Annotated in this window: 7 protein-coding genes and 6 rRNA genes; 11 read left to right on the forward strand and 2 right to left on the reverse strand. The window is 57.8% G+C overall.

The window, feature by feature from the left end; all coding sequences use genetic code 11:
- The first annotated feature begins 46 nt into the window (after positions 1-46).
- The 7 genes from J3A64_RS20550 to rrf (J3A64_RS20580) all read left to right on the forward strand — a co-directional run bounded on the left by J3A64_RS20550 (position 47) and on the right by rrf (J3A64_RS20580) (position 8,361).
- Positions 47-811 carry an SGNH/GDSL hydrolase family protein gene (locus J3A64_RS20550; protein WP_011776362.1) on the forward strand — a complete coding sequence of 255 codons (765 nt, stop codon included), beginning with the start codon at positions 47-49 and terminating at the stop codon, positions 809-811.
- 392 nt (positions 812-1,203) lie between these two features.
- The gene (rpmB, locus tag J3A64_RS20555) at positions 1,204-1,440 is read left to right on the forward strand and encodes a 50S ribosomal protein L28 (RefSeq protein WP_011776361.1); all 237 of its coding nucleotides are present in this window, start codon (positions 1,204-1,206) and stop codon (positions 1,438-1,440) included.
- Positions 1,440-1,607 carry a 50S ribosomal protein L33 gene (gene rpmG, locus J3A64_RS20560; protein WP_003798558.1) on the forward strand — a complete coding sequence of 56 codons (168 nt, stop codon included), beginning with the start codon at positions 1,440-1,442 and terminating at the stop codon, positions 1,605-1,607. The genes rpmB and rpmG overlap by 1 nt, the downstream gene beginning before the upstream one ends.
- A 4-nt stretch (positions 1,608-1,611) precedes the next feature.
- Complete coding sequence (rpsN, locus tag J3A64_RS20565) at positions 1,612-1,917, forward strand: 30S ribosomal protein S14 (protein ID WP_011776360.1); 306 nt, start codon at positions 1,612-1,614, stop codon at positions 1,915-1,917.
- A gap of 938 nt (positions 1,918-2,855) precedes the next feature.
- A 16S ribosomal RNA gene (locus tag J3A64_RS20570) occupies positions 2,856-4,378 on the forward strand.
- Positions 4,379-4,954: 576 nt separating this feature from the next.
- Positions 4,955-8,097 (forward strand): 23S ribosomal RNA (locus J3A64_RS20575).
- A 147-nt stretch (positions 8,098-8,244) separates the two neighbouring features.
- A 5S ribosomal RNA gene (gene rrf / locus J3A64_RS20580) occupies positions 8,245-8,361 on the forward strand.
- The 16S, 23S and 5S rRNA genes sit together here, the layout of an rRNA operon.
- 90 nt (positions 8,362-8,451) lie before the next feature.
- Here the strand turns inward: rrf (J3A64_RS20580) and J3A64_RS20585 are convergent.
- Complete coding sequence (locus tag J3A64_RS20585; RefSeq protein WP_210065671.1) at positions 8,452-10,374, reverse strand: BTAD domain-containing putative transcriptional regulator; 1,923 nt, start codon at positions 10,372-10,374, stop codon at positions 8,452-8,454.
- Between the two features lie 121 nt (positions 10,375-10,495).
- Between J3A64_RS20585 and J3A64_RS20590 the strand changes: the two genes are divergently transcribed.
- The 4 genes from J3A64_RS20590 to rrf (J3A64_RS20605) all read left to right on the forward strand — a co-directional run bounded on the left by J3A64_RS20590 (position 10,496) and on the right by rrf (J3A64_RS20605) (position 17,309).
- Complete coding sequence (locus J3A64_RS20590; protein ID WP_210065673.1) at positions 10,496-11,377, forward strand: alpha/beta fold hydrolase; 882 nt, start codon at positions 10,496-10,498, stop codon at positions 11,375-11,377.
- 426 nt (positions 11,378-11,803) lie between these two features.
- A 16S ribosomal RNA gene (locus tag J3A64_RS20595) occupies positions 11,804-13,326 on the forward strand.
- Between the two features lie 575 nt (positions 13,327-13,901).
- Positions 13,902-17,044 (forward strand): 23S ribosomal RNA (locus tag J3A64_RS20600).
- Between the two features lie 148 nt (positions 17,045-17,192).
- A 5S ribosomal RNA gene (rrf, locus tag J3A64_RS20605) occupies positions 17,193-17,309 on the forward strand.
- Between the two features lie 111 nt (positions 17,310-17,420).
- Here rrf (J3A64_RS20605) and J3A64_RS20610 read toward each other — a convergent pair.
- Positions 17,421-18,392 (reverse strand): patatin-like phospholipase family protein, encoded by a 972-nt coding sequence (locus J3A64_RS20610; RefSeq protein WP_210065675.1) that lies wholly within the window; start codon positions 18,390-18,392, stop codon positions 17,421-17,423.
- Positions 18,393-18,475 lie beyond the last annotated feature (83 nt).

An 18,475-nucleotide genomic window follows, 5' to 3' on the forward strand; every position in this document is an offset into this window, starting at 1 on the left:
GTCGCGGGCTTTGTGGCCTCGAGTGTTGAAGTGGCAGACTGGCGGCATGGATTTTTCTGCCCGCTATGTTGCCCTTGGGGACTCGTTTACTGAGGGTGTCGGAGACGACGATCCCGCCCGCCCCAACGGCGTCCGGGGTTGGGCCGACATCGTCGCAGGGCAACTCGCGCACAGCAACGCGGACTTTGGCTACGCCAACCTGGCCATCCGAGGCCGGAAGCTCCGGCAGATCATGGCTGAGCAGGTCGATGCCGCCGTCGCCATGAATCCAACCCTGGTCACGCTGTACGCGGGGGCGAACGACATCCTGCGGCCCAAGATCGATATTGACTCGCTTTTGGAGGAGTACGACGCCGGCATAGCCAAGTTGAGCGCGTCGGGAGCCACCGTGGTCCTGTTCACGGGCTTTGACGCGAAGGGCTCGAAGGTTTTCAGCGCCATGCGCGGCCGCACGGCGATCTACAACGAACTGGTGCGCGAAATCGCCGAAAACCACGGTGCCCTGCTGGTGGACTATTGGCGGTTCGACGAGTACGACGACTGGCGCCTCTGGGGTGAGGACCGCATGCATATGTCCACAGCGGGCCACGTCAATATGGCGAAGCGCGTCTTGGATGTCCTTGAGCACGAGCATGTCATTGAGATTCCTGAACTGGCGCCGGTCCGTCTGATGAATCGTGTTGAAGCATTGAAAGCCAACGCACGATGGTTCCGGGAATCCGCGGCACCCTGGGTGGCCCGCCGTGTGCGGGGCGTCTCTTCCGGCGACGGTTTGAGCCCGAAATATCCTGAACTGATCCGCCCCCTTTAGATACGTTCCGCCACACTCATCCGGGCTGTCCTGCTTGTGGGCTTCTTGGGCGTATGATGCCGGATTGGTCTTAATTTGGCCTGGCCCGTAGAATAGTTAGGCGCTAGGTAGTGCGGATCGTGTGCAATTGCTCCGGTTAGTGGTGACTGTTGGTTTTACTGACATCCCGGTGGCCGGTAGTTAGGGGCTCAAGTTGCGTGCATTCCTGTATTCGCCCGGTATCCCAGGATCTGTTCCAGTGATTTTCACTGCCCGGTCCTGAGGCCAACCTTCTTCGCCGCACTTGCTGCGGAAACCATCGAAATGGTCTGGACCCGGATGCGGACGCTGCCTGTCGCACGGCAACGCAGGAACATCTGCACGCCGTTACATTCAATCTTTGGAGGAGAGTCATGGCAGCACACTGCCAAGTGACCGGAGCCGAGCCGGGCTTTGGACACAGCATTTCGCACTCGCACCGTCGCAACAAGCGTCGGTTCGACCCGAACATTCAGAAGAAGCGCTACTGGGTTCCGTCCCTGCGCCGTAACGTCACGCTGACCCTGTCAGCCCGTGGCATCAAGACAATCGACGTACGCGGCATCGACTCAGTCGTCGCCGACATCCTGGCACGAGGAGTAAAGCTCTAATGGCAAAGGACAAGGACGTACGTCCGATCATCAAGCTGAAGTCCACCGCGGGCACCGGTTACACCTACGTAACCCGCAAGAACCGTCGTAACGATCCTGACCGTCTGGTCTTGAAGAAGTACGACCCCAAGATCCGCCAGCACGTCGAATTCCGAGAGGAGCGCTAAACACATGGCAAAGAAGTCCAAGATTGCTCGCAACGAGCAGCGCAAGGTCATTGTTGAGCGTTACGCTGCCAAGCGTCTCGAACTGAAGAAGACCCTGGTTGACCCCAACGCGACTGACGAAGCACGCGAAGCTGCACGCCTCGGCCTGCAGAAGCTGCCCCGCAACGCCTCCCCGATCCGTCTGCGTAACCGCGACCAGATCGACGGCCGTCCCCGCGGCACGCTCCAGAAGTTCGGTATCTCCCGTGTTCGTTTCCGCGACATGGCTCACCGTGGTGAGCTCCCGGGCATCACCAAGTCTTCTTGGTAATCACGAAGCTCTGAGAGGGTCGGCAACCGTTATGGTTGCCGGCCCTTTTTGCGTTTAAGCGTGCTTAATCTTGCCGGCGTTGGGTGGTGTGGCTGGGGGTGGGCTGGTGTGGTTGGCGCGGAGGGTGTGGTTGGTGCGGAGGCGGCGGTCATCCTCGGCGCGCTCGCTCCTTCGTCGCTTGGACGCGCGCTGCCGGATAACCGCCGCCACCTTCCGACGCTCTCTCACATCCCTCGGGTTTGGAGCCGTCGCTCTCTCAGGTCCCTCGGGTTTGGGGGTGTCGCTCTCTCAGGTCCCTCGGGTTTGGGCTGGTGTTCGACGGCGGTGGTCGGGTTGGGACGGCGGCCGTGTGGCTGGTGGGTGGTTGGGCTTTGTGACGGGCTTCACTGAGGTTGTTTTTCTCGGGGTTTTTACTGGTTTGGGGTCTTGATGAGTGTGTTGGGCCCGTGTTTGCGGGGTTTTGGGGTCGGTTTGCGGGTGATTTGTGCCGGGGCCCGTGGGCGTGTAATGTCTTCTGAGTCGCCGCGAGTGAGACAGCCTGGAGCTGAGAGCCGCGGAGGCCAACCCCCTTGATGACAGCCTGAAAAATGGCACGCTTTTGAGCGTGCTTGTGACGGGTGGGGCCGAGGCCTGGATCGGGAATCGCGGAAACGTTGATTTGCAAAGATTTGGTTGATCGGGTAAGTTTGAAAAGTTGCTCCGGAGCGATCCAGCTGAGGCTGGTGGTACTGCTTTGGATTAGCGACCTGTTGTTTGAGAACTCAATAGTGTGCCAAGTTTGTTGATACCGATTGTTTTATCAATTGGTTGAATTTATGCTGGATTGTCATGCACCCCCGTGTGTGGTGGTCTGGTTTTCAGCTGGTTTCGAATTTTGTGCAGCCGTGTTCGCCGTTATTTCCGGTGGGTGTGGTTGTGTCTGTTTGATTTGTTTTTCTTCAACGGAGAGTTTGATCCTGGCTCAGGATGAACGCTGGCGGCGTGCTTAACACATGCAAGTCGAACGATGATCCCTGGCTTGCTGGGGGGATTAGTGGCGAACGGGTGAGTAACACGTGAGTAACCTGCCCTTGACTCTGGGATAAGCCTGGGAAACTGGGTCTAATACCGGATACGACCATCTGGCGCATGTCATGGTGGTGGAAAGCTTTTGTGGTTTTGGATGGACTCGCGGCCTATCAGCTTGTTGGTGGGGTAATGGCCTACCAAGGCGACGACGGGTAGCCGGCCTGAGAGGGTGACCGGCCACACTGGGACTGAGACACGGCCCAGACTCCTACGGGAGGCAGCAGTGGGGAATATTGCACAATGGGCGCAAGCCTGATGCAGCGACGCCGCGTGAGGGATGACGGCCTTCGGGTTGTAAACCTCTTTCAGTAGGGAAGAAGCGAAAGTGACGGTACCTGCAGAAGAAGCGCCGGCTAACTACGTGCCAGCAGCCGCGGTAATACGTAGGGCGCAAGCGTTATCCGGAATTATTGGGCGTAAAGAGCTCGTAGGCGGTTTGTCGCGTCTGCTGTGAAAGACCGGGGCTCAACTCCGGTTCTGCAGTGGGTACGGGCAGACTAGAGTGCAGTAGGGGAGACTGGAATTCCTGGTGTAGCGGTGAAATGCGCAGATATCAGGAGGAACACCGATGGCGAAGGCAGGTCTCTGGGCTGTAACTGACGCTGAGGAGCGAAAGCATGGGGAGCGAACAGGATTAGATACCCTGGTAGTCCATGCCGTAAACGTTGGGCACTAGGTGTGGGGGACATTCCACGTTTTCCGCGCCGTAGCTAACGCATTAAGTGCCCCGCCTGGGGAGTACGGCCGCAAGGCTAAAACTCAAAGGAATTGACGGGGGCCCGCACAAGCGGCGGAGCATGCGGATTAATTCGATGCAACGCGAAGAACCTTACCAAGGCTTGACATGAACCGGAAAGACCTGGAAACAGGTGCCCCGCTTGCGGTCGGTTTACAGGTGGTGCATGGTTGTCGTCAGCTCGTGTCGTGAGATGTTGGGTTAAGTCCCGCAACGAGCGCAACCCTCGTTCTATGTTGCCAGCGCGTTATGGCGGGGACTCATAGGAGACTGCCGGGGTCAACTCGGAGGAAGGTGGGGACGACGTCAAATCATCATGCCCCTTATGTCTTGGGCTTCACGCATGCTACAATGGCCGGTACAAAGGGTTGCGATACTGTGAGGTGGAGCTAATCCCAAAAAGCCGGTCTCAGTTCGGATTGGGGTCTGCAACTCGACCCCATGAAGTCGGAGTCGCTAGTAATCGCAGATCAGCAACGCTGCGGTGAATACGTTCCCGGGCCTTGTACACACCGCCCGTCAAGTCACGAAAGTTGGTAACACCCGAAGCCGGTGGCCTAACCCTTGTGGGGGGAGCCGTCGAAGGTGGGACCGGCGATTGGGACTAAGTCGTAACAAGGTAGCCGTACCGGAAGGTGCGGCTGGATCACCTCCTTTCTAAGGAGCTGCTAACAACTGGTTGCTGCGCCTGCATGGGTGTGGTGGTGGTTGTCAGTGTTGCCCATTGCGCAGGCGTCTGTTCTGCGGTGGGTGCTCATGGGTGGAATATCAACGAATCAAACTTGTTTGGCATGGCCTTCACCGGTTGTGTCCTGGTGCCAGTACGGCAACCTGTGCCCCTTGTGGGTGTGGTGTTGTTTGGAACGCTGCCGGGGTGCGGGTGTGTGGGGTTGTGTTTGGCGCACTGTTGGGTCCTGAGGCAACAGGACCTTTTTGCAGCAATGCATGGGGGCATCTTCTGGTGTTTCTTTTGTTCCTGCTTCCGGTAGCACTGTTCATCGTGCACGGCCCCGCTGTGGTGTGGGTTGTGGTGGGTGGTGGTCTGGTTGACGGGGTTGTTGTTTGAGAACTACATAGTGGACGCGAGCATCTAGAACACACACGTGGCTGATCCCTTTTTTGGGGTTGGTGTGTGTGTTCTTACAGCAATTTCTTATGAATGAACCTGGCCCTTGTGGTCATGGTTCTCTCGAATAGATGATGCATGATCGGATGAGAGTCCGGTTTGTGTGTGGTCAAGTTTTTAAGGGCACACGGTGGATGCCTTGGCATTAGGAGCCGAAGAAGGACGTAGGAATCTGCGATAAGCCTGGGGGAGTTGATAACCGAGCGTTGATCCCAGGATGTCCGAATGGGGAAACCCCGCACAACGCTGCAAGGTGATTGTGTGACCCGCATCTGAACACATAGGGTGCGTGGGGGGAACGCGGGGAAGTGAAACATCTCAGTACCCGCAGGAAGAGAAAACAATAGTGATTCCGTTAGTAGTGGCGAGCGAACGCGGATCAGGCTAAACCGTTTCCATGTGTGATAGCCGGCGGGCGTTGCATGGGCGGGGTTGTGGGACTTTCCGTTCTGGTTCTGCCGGACCAGTGAGGTGAGGTGCAGGCATAGGTGAACGGTCTTGAAAGGCCGGCCAGAGAGGGTGTGAGCCCCGTAACCGTAATGTTGTGCACGGCCTGGGGAGTATCCCAAGTAGCACGGGGCCCGAGAAATCCCGTGCGAATCTGTCAGGACCACCTGATAAGCCTAAATACTTCCTAATGACCGATAGCGGACCAGTACCGTGAGGGAAAGGTGAAAAGTACCCCGGGAGGGGAGTGAAACAGTACCTGAAACCGTGTGCTTACAATCCGTCGGAGCCAGTCTGATTCTGGTGACGGCGTGCCTTTTGAAGAATGAGCCTGCGAGTTAGTGTTACGTCGCGAGGTTAACCCGTGTGGGGTAGCCGTAGCGAAAGCGAGTCTGAATAGGGCGAGTGTAGTGGCGTGATCTAGACCCGAAGCGGAGTGATCTACCCATGGCCAGGTTGAAGCGACGGTAAGACGTCGTGGAGGACCGAACCCACTTCAGTTGAAAATGGAGGGGATGAGCTGTGGGTAGGGGTGAAAGGCCAATCAAACTCCGTGATAGCTGGTTCTCCCCGAAATGCATTTAGGTGCAGCGTTGCGTGTTTCTTGCCGGAGGTAGAGCTACTGGATGGCCGATGGGCCCTACAAGGTTACTGACGTCAGCCAAACTCCGAATGCCGGTAAGTCAGAGCGCAGCAGTGAGACTGTGGGGGATAAGCTTCATAGTCGAGAGGGAAACAGCCCAGACCACCAACTAAGGCCCCTAAGCGTGTGCTAAGTGGGAAAGGATGTGGAGTTGCGAAGACAACCAAGAGGTTGGCTTAGAAGCAGCCATCCTTGAAAGAGTGCGTAATAGCTCACTGGTCAAGTGATTCCGCGCCGACAATGTAGCGGGGCTCAAGTACACCGCCGAAGTTGTGGATTTCACATAATGCCCTAGCCTTCGTGGTTCAGGGGTGTGGAGTGGTAGGGGAGCGTCGTGTGGGCAGTGAAGTCGCGGTGGAAACCAGCGGTGGAGCCTACACGAGTGAGAATGCAGGCATGAGTAGCGAAAGACGGGTGAGAAACCCGTCCGCCGAATGATCAAGGGTTCCAGGGTCAAGCTAATCTGCCCTGGGTAAGTCGGGACCTAAGGCGAGGCCGACAGGCGTAGTCGATGGACAACGGGTTGATATTCCCGTACCGGCGAAAAACCGCCCATGCCAAGCGGGGGATACTAACCGCCCGGAGCCTGCCCGCTCACCCTTGTGGTGTTGTGGGTTTTGGCCGAGCGCGGGACCTGATCCCGGGAGGTAAGCGTATTAACAGGTGTGACGCAGGAAGGTAGCCGGGCCGGGCGATGGTTGCCCCGGTCTAAGGATGTAGGGTCAGGGATAGGCAAATCCGTTCCTGTGTGCTTCGAGCACGATCCTGAGATCTGATGGGACCCCCGTTCGGGGGGATCCGGTGATCCTATGCTGCCAAGAAAAGCATCGACGCGAGGTTTTAGCCGCCCGTACCCCAAACCGACACAGGTGATCAGGTAGAGAATACCAAGGCGATCGAGAGAATTATGGTTAAGGAACTCGGCAAAATGCCCCCGTAACTTCGGGAGAAGGGGGGCCTGCCCCGTGATGGAGACTTGCTCTCCGTGAGCGGGTGTGGGCCGCAGAGACCAGGGGGAAGCGACTGTTTACTAAAAACACAGGTCCGTGCGAAGTCGCAAGACGATGTATACGGACTGACTCCTGCCCGGTGCTGGAAGGTTAAGAGGACCGGTTAGCCCTTACGGGCGAAGCTGAGAATTTAAGCCCCAGTAAACGGCGGTGGTAACTATAACCATCCTAAGGTAGCGAAATTCCTTGTCGGGTAAGTTCCGACCTGCACGAATGGAGTAACGACTTCCCCGCTGTCTCAACCATAAACTCGGCGAAATTGCAGTACGAGTAAAGATGCTCGTTACGCGCAGCAGGACGGAAAGACCCCGAGACCTTTACTATAGTTTGGTATTGGTGTTCGGAGTGGCTTGTGTAGGATAGGTGGGAGACGTTGAAGCCCGGACGCCAGTTCGGGTGGAGTCATCGTTGAAATACCACTCTGGTCACTTTGGACATCTAACTTCGGCCCGTGATCCGGGTCAGGGACAGTGCCTGATGGGTAGTTTAACTGGGGCGGTTGCCTCCTAAAAAGTAACGGAGGCGCCCAAAGGTTCCCTCAGCCTGGTTGGCAATCAGGTGTCGAGTGTAAGTGCACAAGGGAGCTTGACTGTGAGAGAGACATCTCAAGCAGGGACGAAAGTCGGGACTAGTGATCCGGCGGTACATTGTGGAATGGCCGTCGCTCAACGGATAAAAGGTACCTCGGGGATAACAGGCTGATCTTGCCCAAGAGTCCATATCGACGGCATGGTTTGGCACCTCGATGTCGGCTCGTCGCATCCTGGGGCTGGAGTAGGTCCCAAGGGTTGGGCTGTTCGCCCATTAAAGCGGTACGCGAGCTGGGTTTAGAACGTCGTGAGACAGTTCGGTCCCTATCCGCTGCGCGCGCAGGAAATTTGAGAAGGGCTGTCCTTAGTACGAGAGGACCGGGACGGACGAACCTCTGGTGTGTCAGTTGTACTGCCAAGTGCATCGCTGATTAGCTACGTTCGGATGGGATAACCGCTGAAAGCATCTAAGCGGGAAGCTCGCTTCAAGATGAGATTTCCATACACATTATGTGTGAGAGGCCCCCAGCCAGACCACTGGGTTGATAGGCCGGATGTGGAAGCGAGGACTAAAGACTCGTGAAGCTGACCGGTACTAATAGGCCAACAACTTACACCACACAACACACTGCACGCGTCCACTATGTGGTTCCCGAACAACAACCGTTCCAGGAACCAACAACTAAATACACAACACCACAGTTGTAACCCAAAGATTTCCCACCCCCACCCAGGACAACCTGGCACCGGGGTTCGGGTAACAGAGTTACGGCGGTCATAGCGTGGGGGAAACGCCCGGTCCCATTCCGAACCCGGAAGCTAAGACCCACAGCGCCGATGGTACTGCACCCGGGAGGGTGTGGGAGAGTAGGACACCGCCGGACAACCATTCACGGGAAGCCCCGACCACCACGGTCGGGGCTCCCCGCATTTAACAACCAAAACCACAAACCCCCACACCTTCAAAACACCCATCAAACTGAGACATCCCCTGCCCCAAGCAGCCCCAGGTAGTGATCAACGCGGCCGAGATCCACTACGCCGCTTCCGGCTGCGCGTTCCCCCTTGGCCGGCTCCAGCGCAGCCAATGCCCTGCGCATCAGAGAAGGCTCACCCACTTCGCAGGCTGCCTGAGCCACGATGCACCAGGTCGCCTCGAGCAAGAGATCATGTGGGGGATCCGGAAGGCGCCGAAGAGCTTCGGCCGCTTGGCCACGTGCTCCTGCCCTCACCAGCAAGAGGGGCCGAACCCAGCGTTCATATGGGCCAAAGTCACCGTCGCTCAGCTGAGCGCTACCCAGTTCAATACTGTTCAGTTCAGCACCACCCAGTTCAGTCTCCTGGCGCAATTCGAGGCCGAGGGTGGCCAACGCCGCGATTCCGTCAGCGAAGCCAGGCATTTCTGTCGGTAGGGGAGGCGGCAGGTTGCTGGTAAGGAAAGTCCACCGGAACCAGTGGGTGAACACGCTGGCCAATGGTCTCTGGTGCCTTAAGGCCAGCTGGTCTACTGCATCCGCTTCGGTACTGGCCGAGTTGATGTCATTCATGGCACACAACGCCTGCATACGAATCAGCCGCCCGTTGATCTCAAAGGTGGGAGAATCGGCGTCGAACGCTGCTGCAATCAGCTGTTGGCCGATATCGGCGCGTTGGGCTGCAAGCCCGGCCGCGGCGAACGTTTGCATAAACCGGGCGCTGAGGGCGAAGCAGAGCAGCTGAGCGTCTCCCAATCGTCTGGCAATTGACTCCGCTTCACAGGCCTCCTGGTGCCGATCGCCTGTTCCTCGGGACTCCATGGCTATGGTTGCCAGAAGGCGGGCACGGCTTCGGTCGCTGAGTCTCGGGTTGGCCGCAAGCGCATCCTCCGCGGCGGCTATCACGACGGCGGCCGCAGCCGGATCATCCGTGCGGGTCCAAATTCCAGGTACGTCGTAGCCCCCGATGATGCGGGCGGTGAGTTCAGGATCGTTAAGGTCTGCAGCAGCTTGAATGGCTGCAAGGCGTTGGGTGCGGACTGTTTGAAGGTTGCCGGCGACGGCCAAGCTGCCCAACACGGCATTCGAGGCTTCCAACTGAACTCTCGTGCCGCCCCGTGAGTAGGCGGTGGCTGTCATAGCCAGGCCTGGGGTTTTTGGGCGATACAACTCCGAATCCCCGCGAAGAATCCGCCCCTCCAAGTCAACCAGTCCAGGGCTGGGGTCCAGCCCGAGTTCGTTGACAAGCTGGCTGCGTGCCCTCCGAAGGGCGGCCAGCGCATCACCTTGGCGTCGGTTCCCATACAAGGCCAGCGCCAGCAAGCGCCACCCTTCTTCGCGCCAGGGATTCCCCTCCACGTGTGCTTCGAGCATGGAGACTGCGTCCGCTGGCCGGCCGCAGTCCAGCCGCGCTTCTGCGCAATGTTCGACGGCGGTCTTACGCAACTCCGTAAGTCGCTTCACCTCAGAAATGGCCCACGGCCGTTCGGCAAATTCTTCAAAGGCCGCGCCGTGCCAGTCCGAGAGGGCTGTGGACAACAGGGAATCCACCTCCTCAGGAGATGCTCCTACTGCCGCGGCCACCGCAGATTCGAAGCCCCAAGCGTCCACAGCCTCGGCATTGAGCCGTAGCGCATATCCGTCACCGACGGTGAGGAGGACGCTTGGCGGGGTCCGGGGAGGCCTGTGCGGTTCAAGGATACGGCGAAGCTCGCCGACGAAGGTCCTGACAGCTCCCACGGCTCCTTCTGCCGGGCTGCCATCCCACAGCTCTTCAATCAGCGATGCCGTGGACATAGCCCGGCCCCGCTGTGCCACGAGAATCCCAATGATTTCCCTATGCCTTCGCTTGGTGAGTTCCCGCGACACTCCGTCAGCGATCACCGAGATGGGGCCGAGGACTCGGATCTGGAGGTTGCTCACAGGTCAATCGTATTCAGGGGGTGCGACACCCTTGATTGATAGCCGGGCCGAAGAGCGCCGGCTGATTGAGGGCTGATTCGGTAGCGGGAGAGTGGACTAACCACCAACGAATGGAGACTCCATGGCTTTGACCTTGTTGACCGACGCCACCTATCACCGCGTCCCGGTAGCACCCGATGTGCACTTGAACGTAGCGGTCGCAGGGAGCGGACCCGCCGTCGTACTTTTGCATGGTTTTCCGCAGACGCATCTGATGTGGAGGCACGTCGCCGTTGATCTGGCGAAGGATCACACCGTCATTTGCCCTGACCTCCGCGGCTACGGAGCGAGTGACAAACCCGCGGAAGAAGACGGGGGGACGTACTCAAAACGGACCATGGCTGCCGATGTCGTGATGGCTGCCCGATTCTTTGGTCATGACCGGTTCGCCTTGGCCGGCCATGACAGGGGTGCCCTTGTGGCTCTGCGGGCTGGCTTGGATCATCCCAAAACCGTGACGCACCTTCTCGCCTTGGATGTGCTCCCGACGTTGGATATGTGGGAGATCCTCCGCGGGGCGGACGCCAAAGTGGCTTGGCATCTATACCTGATGGCCCAATCGCCCGGGATTCCGGAGCCCATGATCGAAGCGACGGCTGATTCGTTCTTCGCCTCCTTCCTGGACGGATGGATCAATAATCCGGAGTCCATTACTGCGGAGTATCGGAACGAGTACCTGCGGGCATCGCGTGAAGCAGTGTGGTCGATCGTCGCGGACTACCGGGCTTCTGCAGGAATCGACATCTCGCATGATCGCGCGGATAGGAACGCCGGACGCACCCTGGACATGCCGGTCACTGTGATGCAGCAGGATTGGGGTGCGGCGCTGGGCTACGACGCCGCTTCACTTTGGGGCGCGTGGGCGCCGGCCCTCAAACACATGACGCTGAACACAGGTCACTTCATGGCTGAGGAGAATCCTATGGCAGTGATTACGGCGATGCGGGAGCTGATGGACCGCTAAGAAGCAGGGTTCGACGGCGGTGTGGTGGGGGTTTTGGGGGTGGTTGGGGTGGGGTTGGGGGTGGATTTGCGTTGGGGGTGTGGGGCGTGTATTGTTTTCTGAGTCGCCGGGTGCGAAACGGAAAGCCGGAAGGTGTGTACGGTTCGGTAGGCGGCCAAAAAATAACTCTTCTTTTCCAATGGCCCTGTTGGGTGCGCTGCTTTGTGGTGTGCTGTGGGTGATGTTTTGGGGGGTCTGTTGTTTGAGAACTCAATAGTGTGCCAAGTTTGTTGATACCGATTGTTTTATCAATTGGTTGAATTTATGCCGGATTGTCATGCACCCCCGTGTGTGGTGGTCTGGTTTTCAGCTGGTTTCGAATTTTGTGCAGCCGTGTTCGCCGTTATTTCCGGTGGGTGTGGTTGTGTCTGTTTGATTTGTTTTTCTTCAACGGAGAGTTTGATCCTGGCTCAGGATGAACGCTGGCGGCGTGCTTAACACATGCAAGTCGAACGATGATCCCTGGCTTGCTGGGGGGATTAGTGGCGAACGGGTGAGTAACACGTGAGTAACCTGCCCTTGACTCTGGGATAAGCCTGGGAAACTGGGTCTAATACCGGATACGACCATCTGGCGCATGTCATGGTGGTGGAAAGCTTTTGTGGTTTTGGATGGACTCGCGGCCTATCAGCTTGTTGGTGGGGTAATGGCCTACCAAGGCGACGACGGGTAGCCGGCCTGAGAGGGTGACCGGCCACACTGGGACTGAGACACGGCCCAGACTCCTACGGGAGGCAGCAGTGGGGAATATTGCACAATGGGCGCAAGCCTGATGCAGCGACGCCGCGTGAGGGATGACGGCCTTCGGGTTGTAAACCTCTTTCAGTAGGGAAGAAGCGAAAGTGACGGTACCTGCAGAAGAAGCGCCGGCTAACTACGTGCCAGCAGCCGCGGTAATACGTAGGGCGCAAGCGTTATCCGGAATTATTGGGCGTAAAGAGCTCGTAGGCGGTTTGTCGCGTCTGCTGTGAAAGACCGGGGCTCAACTCCGGTTCTGCAGTGGGTACGGGCAGACTAGAGTGCAGTAGGGGAGACTGGAATTCCTGGTGTAGCGGTGAAATGCGCAGATATCAGGAGGAACACCGATGGCGAAGGCAGGTCTCTGGGCTGTAACTGACGCTGAGGAGCGAAAGCATGGGGAGCGAACAGGATTAGATACCCTGGTAGTCCATGCCGTAAACGTTGGGCACTAGGTGTGGGGGACATTCCACGTTTTCCGCGCCGTAGCTAACGCATTAAGTGCCCCGCCTGGGGAGTACGGCCGCAAGGCTAAAACTCAAAGGAATTGACGGGGGCCCGCACAAGCGGCGGAGCATGCGGATTAATTCGATGCAACGCGAAGAACCTTACCAAGGCTTGACATGAACCGGAAAGACCTGGAAACAGGTGCCCCGCTTGCGGTCGGTTTACAGGTGGTGCATGGTTGTCGTCAGCTCGTGTCGTGAGATGTTGGGTTAAGTCCCGCAACGAGCGCAACCCTCGTTCTATGTTGCCAGCGCGTTATGGCGGGGACTCATAGGAGACTGCCGGGGTCAACTCGGAGGAAGGTGGGGACGACGTCAAATCATCATGCCCCTTATGTCTTGGGCTTCACGCATGCTACAATGGCCGGTACAAAGGGTTGCGATACTGTGAGGTGGAGCTAATCCCAAAAAGCCGGTCTCAGTTCGGATTGGGGTCTGCAACTCGACCCCATGAAGTCGGAGTCGCTAGTAATCGCAGATCAGCAACGCTGCGGTGAATACGTTCCCGGGCCTTGTACACACCGCCCGTCAAGTCACGAAAGTTGGTAACACCCGAAGCCGGTGGCCTAACCCTTGTGGGGGGAGCCGTCGAAGGTGGGACCGGCGATTGGGACTAAGTCGTAACAAGGTAGCCGTACCGGAAGGTGCGGCTGGATCACCTCCTTTCTAAGGAGCTGCTAACAACTGGTTGCTGCGCCTGCATGGGTGTGGTGGTGGTTGTCAGTGTTGCCCATTGCGCAGGCGTCTGTTCTGCGGTGGGTGCTCATGGGTGGAATATCAACGAATCAAACTTGTTTGGCATGGCCTTCACCGGTTGTGTCCTGGTGCCAGTACGGCAACCTGTGCCCCTTGTGGGTGTGGTGTTGTTTGGAACGCTGCCGGGGTGCGGGTGTGTGGGGTTGTGTTTGGCGCACTGTTGGGTCCTGAGGCAACAGGACCTTTTTGCAGCAATGCATGGGGGCATCTTCTGGTGTTTCTTTTGTTCCTGCTTCCGGTAGCACTGTTCATCGTGCACGGCCCCGCTGTGGTGTGGGTTGTGGTGGGTGGTGGTCTGGTTGACGGGGTTGTTGTTTGAGAACTACATAGTGGACGCGAGCATCTAGAACACACACGTGGCTGATCCCTTTTTGGGGTTGGTGTGTGTGTTCTTACAGCAATTTCTTATGAATGAACCTGGCCCTTGTGGTCATGGTTCTCTCGAATAGATGATGCATGATCGGATGAGAGTCCGGTTTGTGTGTGGTCAAGTTTTTAAGGGCACACGGTGGATGCCTTGGCATTAGGAGCCGAAGAAGGACGTAGGAATCTGCGATAAGCCTGGGGGAGTTGATAACCGAGCGTTGATCCCAGGATGTCCGAATGGGGAAACCCCGCACAACGCTGCAAGGTGATTGTGTGACCCGCATCTGAACACATAGGGTGCGTGGGGGGAACGCGGGGAAGTGAAACATCTCAGTACCCGCAGGAAGAGAAAACAATAGTGATTCCGTTAGTAGTGGCGAGCGAACGCGGATCAGGCTAAACCGTTTCCATGTGTGATAGCCGGCGGGCGTTGCATGGGCGGGGTTGTGGGACTTTCCGTTCTGGTTCTGCCGGACCAGTGAGGTGAGGTGCAGGCATAGGTGAACGGTCTTGAAAGGCCGGCCAGAGAGGGTGTGAGCCCCGTAACCGTAATGTTGTGCACGGCCTGGGGAGTATCCCAAGTAGCACGGGGCCCGAGAAATCCCGTGCGAATCTGTCAGGACCACCTGATAAGCCTAAATACTTCCTAATGACCGATAGCGGACCAGTACCGTGAGGGAAAGGTGAAAAGTACCCCGGGAGGGGAGTGAAACAGTACCTGAAACCGTGTGCTTACAATCCGTCGGAGCCAGTCTGATTCTGGTGACGGCGTGCCTTTTGAAGAATGAGCCTGCGAGTTAGTGTTACGTCGCGAGGTTAACCCGTGTGGGGTAGCCGTAGCGAAAGCGAGTCTGAATAGGGCGAGTGTAGTGGCGTGATCTAGACCCGAAGCGGAGTGATCTACCCATGGCCAGGTTGAAGCGACGGTAAGACGTCGTGGAGGACCGAACCCACTTCAGTTGAAAATGGAGGGGATGAGCTGTGGGTAGGGGTGAAAGGCCAATCAAACTCCGTGATAGCTGGTTCTCCCCGAAATGCATTTAGGTGCAGCGTTGCGTGTTTCTTGCCGGAGGTAGAGCTACTGGATGGCCGATGGGCCCTACAAGGTTACTGACGTCAGCCAAACTCCGAATGCCGGTAAGTCAGAGCGCAGCAGTGAGACTGTGGGGGATAAGCTTCATAGTCGAGAGGGAAACAGCCCAGACCACCAACTAAGGCCCCTAAGCGTGTGCTAAGTGGGAAAGGATGTGGAGTTGCGAAGACAACCAAGAGGTTGGCTTAGAAGCAGCCATCCTTGAAAGAGTGCGTAATAGCTCACTGGTCAAGTGATTCCGCGCCGACAATGTAGCGGGGCTCAAGTACACCGCCGAAGTTGTGGATTTCACATAATGCCCTAGCCTTCGTGGTTCAGGGGTGTGGAGTGGTAGGGGAGCGTCGTGTGGGCAGTGAAGTCGCGGTGGAAACCAGCGGTGGAGCCTACACGAGTGAGAATGCAGGCATGAGTAGCGAAAGACGGGTGAGAAACCCGTCCGCCGAATGATCAAGGGTTCCAGGGTCAAGCTAATCTGCCCTGGGTAAGTCGGGACCTAAGGCGAGGCCGACAGGCGTAGTCGATGGACAACGGGTTGATATTCCCGTACCGGCGAAAAACCGCCCATGCCAAGCGGGGGATACTAACCGCCCGGAGCCTGCCCGCTCACCCTTGTGGTGTTGTGGGTTTTGGCCGAGCGCGGGACCTGATCCCGGGAGGTAAGCGTATTAACAGGTGTGACGCAGGAAGGTAGCCGGGCCGGGCGATGGTTGCCCCGGTCTAAGGATGTAGGGTCAGGGATAGGCAAATCCGTTCCTGTGTGCTTCGAGCACGATCCTGAGATCTGATGGGACCCCCGTTCGGGGGGATCCGGTGATCCTATGCTGCCAAGAAAAGCATCGACGCGAGGTTTTAGCCGCCCGTACCCCAAACCGACACAGGTGATCAGGTAGAGAATACCAAGGCGATCGAGAGAATTATGGTTAAGGAACTCGGCAAAATGCCCCCGTAACTTCGGGAGAAGGGGGGCCTGCCCCGTGATGGAGACTTGCTCTCCGTGAGCGGGTGTGGGCCGCAGAGACCAGGGGGAAGCGACTGTTTACTAAAAACACAGGTCCGTGCGAAGTCGCAAGACGATGTATACGGACTGACTCCTGCCCGGTGCTGGAAGGTTAAGAGGACCGGTTAGCCCTTACGGGCGAAGCTGAGAATTTAAGCCCCAGTAAACGGCGGTGGTAACTATAACCATCCTAAGGTAGCGAAATTCCTTGTCGGGTAAGTTCCGACCTGCACGAATGGAGTAACGACTTCCCCGCTGTCTCAACCATAAACTCGGCGAAATTGCAGTACGAGTAAAGATGCTCGTTACGCGCAGCAGGACGGAAAGACCCCGAGACCTTTACTATAGTTTGGTATTGGTGTTCGGAGTGGCTTGTGTAGGATAGGTGGGAGACGTTGAAGCCCGGACGCCAGTTCGGGTGGAGTCATCGTTGAAATACCACTCTGGTCACTTTGGACATCTAACTTCGGCCCGTGATCCGGGTCAGGGACAGTGCCTGATGGGTAGTTTAACTGGGGCGGTTGCCTCCTAAAAAGTAACGGAGGCGCCCAAAGGTTCCCTCAGCCTGGTTGGCAATCAGGTGTCGAGTGTAAGTGCACAAGGGAGCTTGACTGTGAGAGAGACATCTCAAGCAGGGACGAAAGTCGGGACTAGTGATCCGGCGGTACATTGTGGAATGGCCGTCGCTCAACGGATAAAAGGTACCTCGGGGATAACAGGCTGATCTTGCCCAAGAGTCCATATCGACGGCATGGTTTGGCACCTCGATGTCGGCTCGTCGCATCCTGGGGCTGGAGTAGGTCCCAAGGGTTGGGCTGTTCGCCCATTAAAGCGGTACGCGAGCTGGGTTTAGAACGTCGTGAGACAGTTCGGTCCCTATCCGCTGCGCGCGCAGGAAATTTGAGAAGGGCTGTCCTTAGTACGAGAGGACCGGGACGGACGAACCTCTGGTGTGTCAGTTGTACTGCCAAGTGCATCGCTGATTAGCTACGTTCGGATGGGATAACCGCTGAAAGCATCTAAGCGGGAAGCTCGCTTCAAGATGAGATTTCCATACACATTATGTGTGAGAGGCCCCCAGCCAGACCACTGGGTTGATAGGCCGGATGTGGAAGCGAGGACTAAAGACTCGTGAAGCTGACCGGTACTAATAGGCCAACAACTTACACCACACAACACACTGCACGCGTCCACTATGTGGTTCCCGAACAACAACCGTTCCAGGAACCAACAACTAAATACACAACACCACAGTTGTAACCCAAAAGATTTCCCACCCCCACCCAGAACAACCTGGCACCGGGGTTCGGGTAACAGAGTTACGGCGGTCATAGCGTGGGGGAAACGCCCGGTCCCATTCCGAACCCGGAAGCTAAGACCCACAGCGCCGATGGTACTGCACCCGGGAGGGTGTGGGAGAGTAGGACACCGCCGGACAACCATTCACGGGAAGCCCCGACCACCAGGTCGGGGCTCCCCGCATTTAACAGGAGCAGACGCCACTGACGGCTGAAAGCAACCGTCAGTCGCGTCCCGACTCGGGTAGGGTCAGCGCCAGAACTCGCTTAGGGAACCGGCCAAGGCCCTGCCCTGATCGAAACCGGCCCGGGCCGCCGCCGGCCGCAAGGTCAGGTCCATGGCATTGATGCCGAACAGGTGCTCCGCCTCGGTGTCGGGGAAGATGGTCTCAACCCGGCTGCCGCTACTGCGCAGTTCGCCCACCTGTGCCGCGAGATGCATGTTCCACTCCAACGGCGTCCGTGTCCTGCCCCCAAATGGTGACAGCACCAGCACGCGCCTGTACCCGGCAGCCAAGTCGGCATTCTCGGCGTTGGATCGGTAGCCGCCGTCGATATAGTGCTTGCTGCCTATGGCGTAAGCGAAGCCACTGGCGCAGCTGGCGGCCACAGCGTCAACCAAGTCCACTCCACTGTGGTGGTCGAACACCACCGGTTCGCCGGTTTTGGCGTCAACCGCAGTGAGGAGCACCAGTCGTTCAGGCCACTCTTGATGGGGTAGCCGGGCTGAAACGGTTGCTCGCCAGCGAGCACTGGAGCCATCCATTGCCTCGGCCAAGTCCATTGCTGCTGCGCCCATTCTGCGGCGCATATCAGCCATATCCGCTGAGGCCTCCAGGATTTGGCCCGTACGTTCCATGTGGTCTGTCACGGGTCGGGCTCCGTTGTTTCGCCCTGCCCCTGACCTGGCAGGTGTGGCCCGGCCTGAAGCAAAAACCGCGTTCTGCGGGGCAGCAGCAATGATGTCGTTAAAGAGCGCGGTGGGATTTGCCCCGGCAAACTGGGCCGCCGCCGTCGAACCGGCCGATGTGCCGACGGTAAGGTCTGCAGCGGTCACGTCCAACCCGGCGTCGAACAGGCCGGCGACGACGCCGATCAACCAGGCATTGCCTGTTGACCCGCCGCCACCGAGGATTAGCGCCCGCTCGCCGATAGGCACCCGGTAAGAAGCATCAACTGTCAGTTGAGGCTGCTGCAGAGGAGAAGAAGATGTTGTGTTCATGGGAGTCGCCTTTCGCGAATTGCCTGACTGGCGCTCCCGGTGGCGACTAGCTCAGTCGCGAGATCGTGGACTGCAGGGGAGCG

This window comes from Pseudarthrobacter sp. PvP004 (assembly GCF_017876035.1).
Taxonomy (GTDB): domain Bacteria; phylum Actinomycetota; class Actinomycetes; order Actinomycetales; family Micrococcaceae; genus Arthrobacter; species Arthrobacter aurescens_A.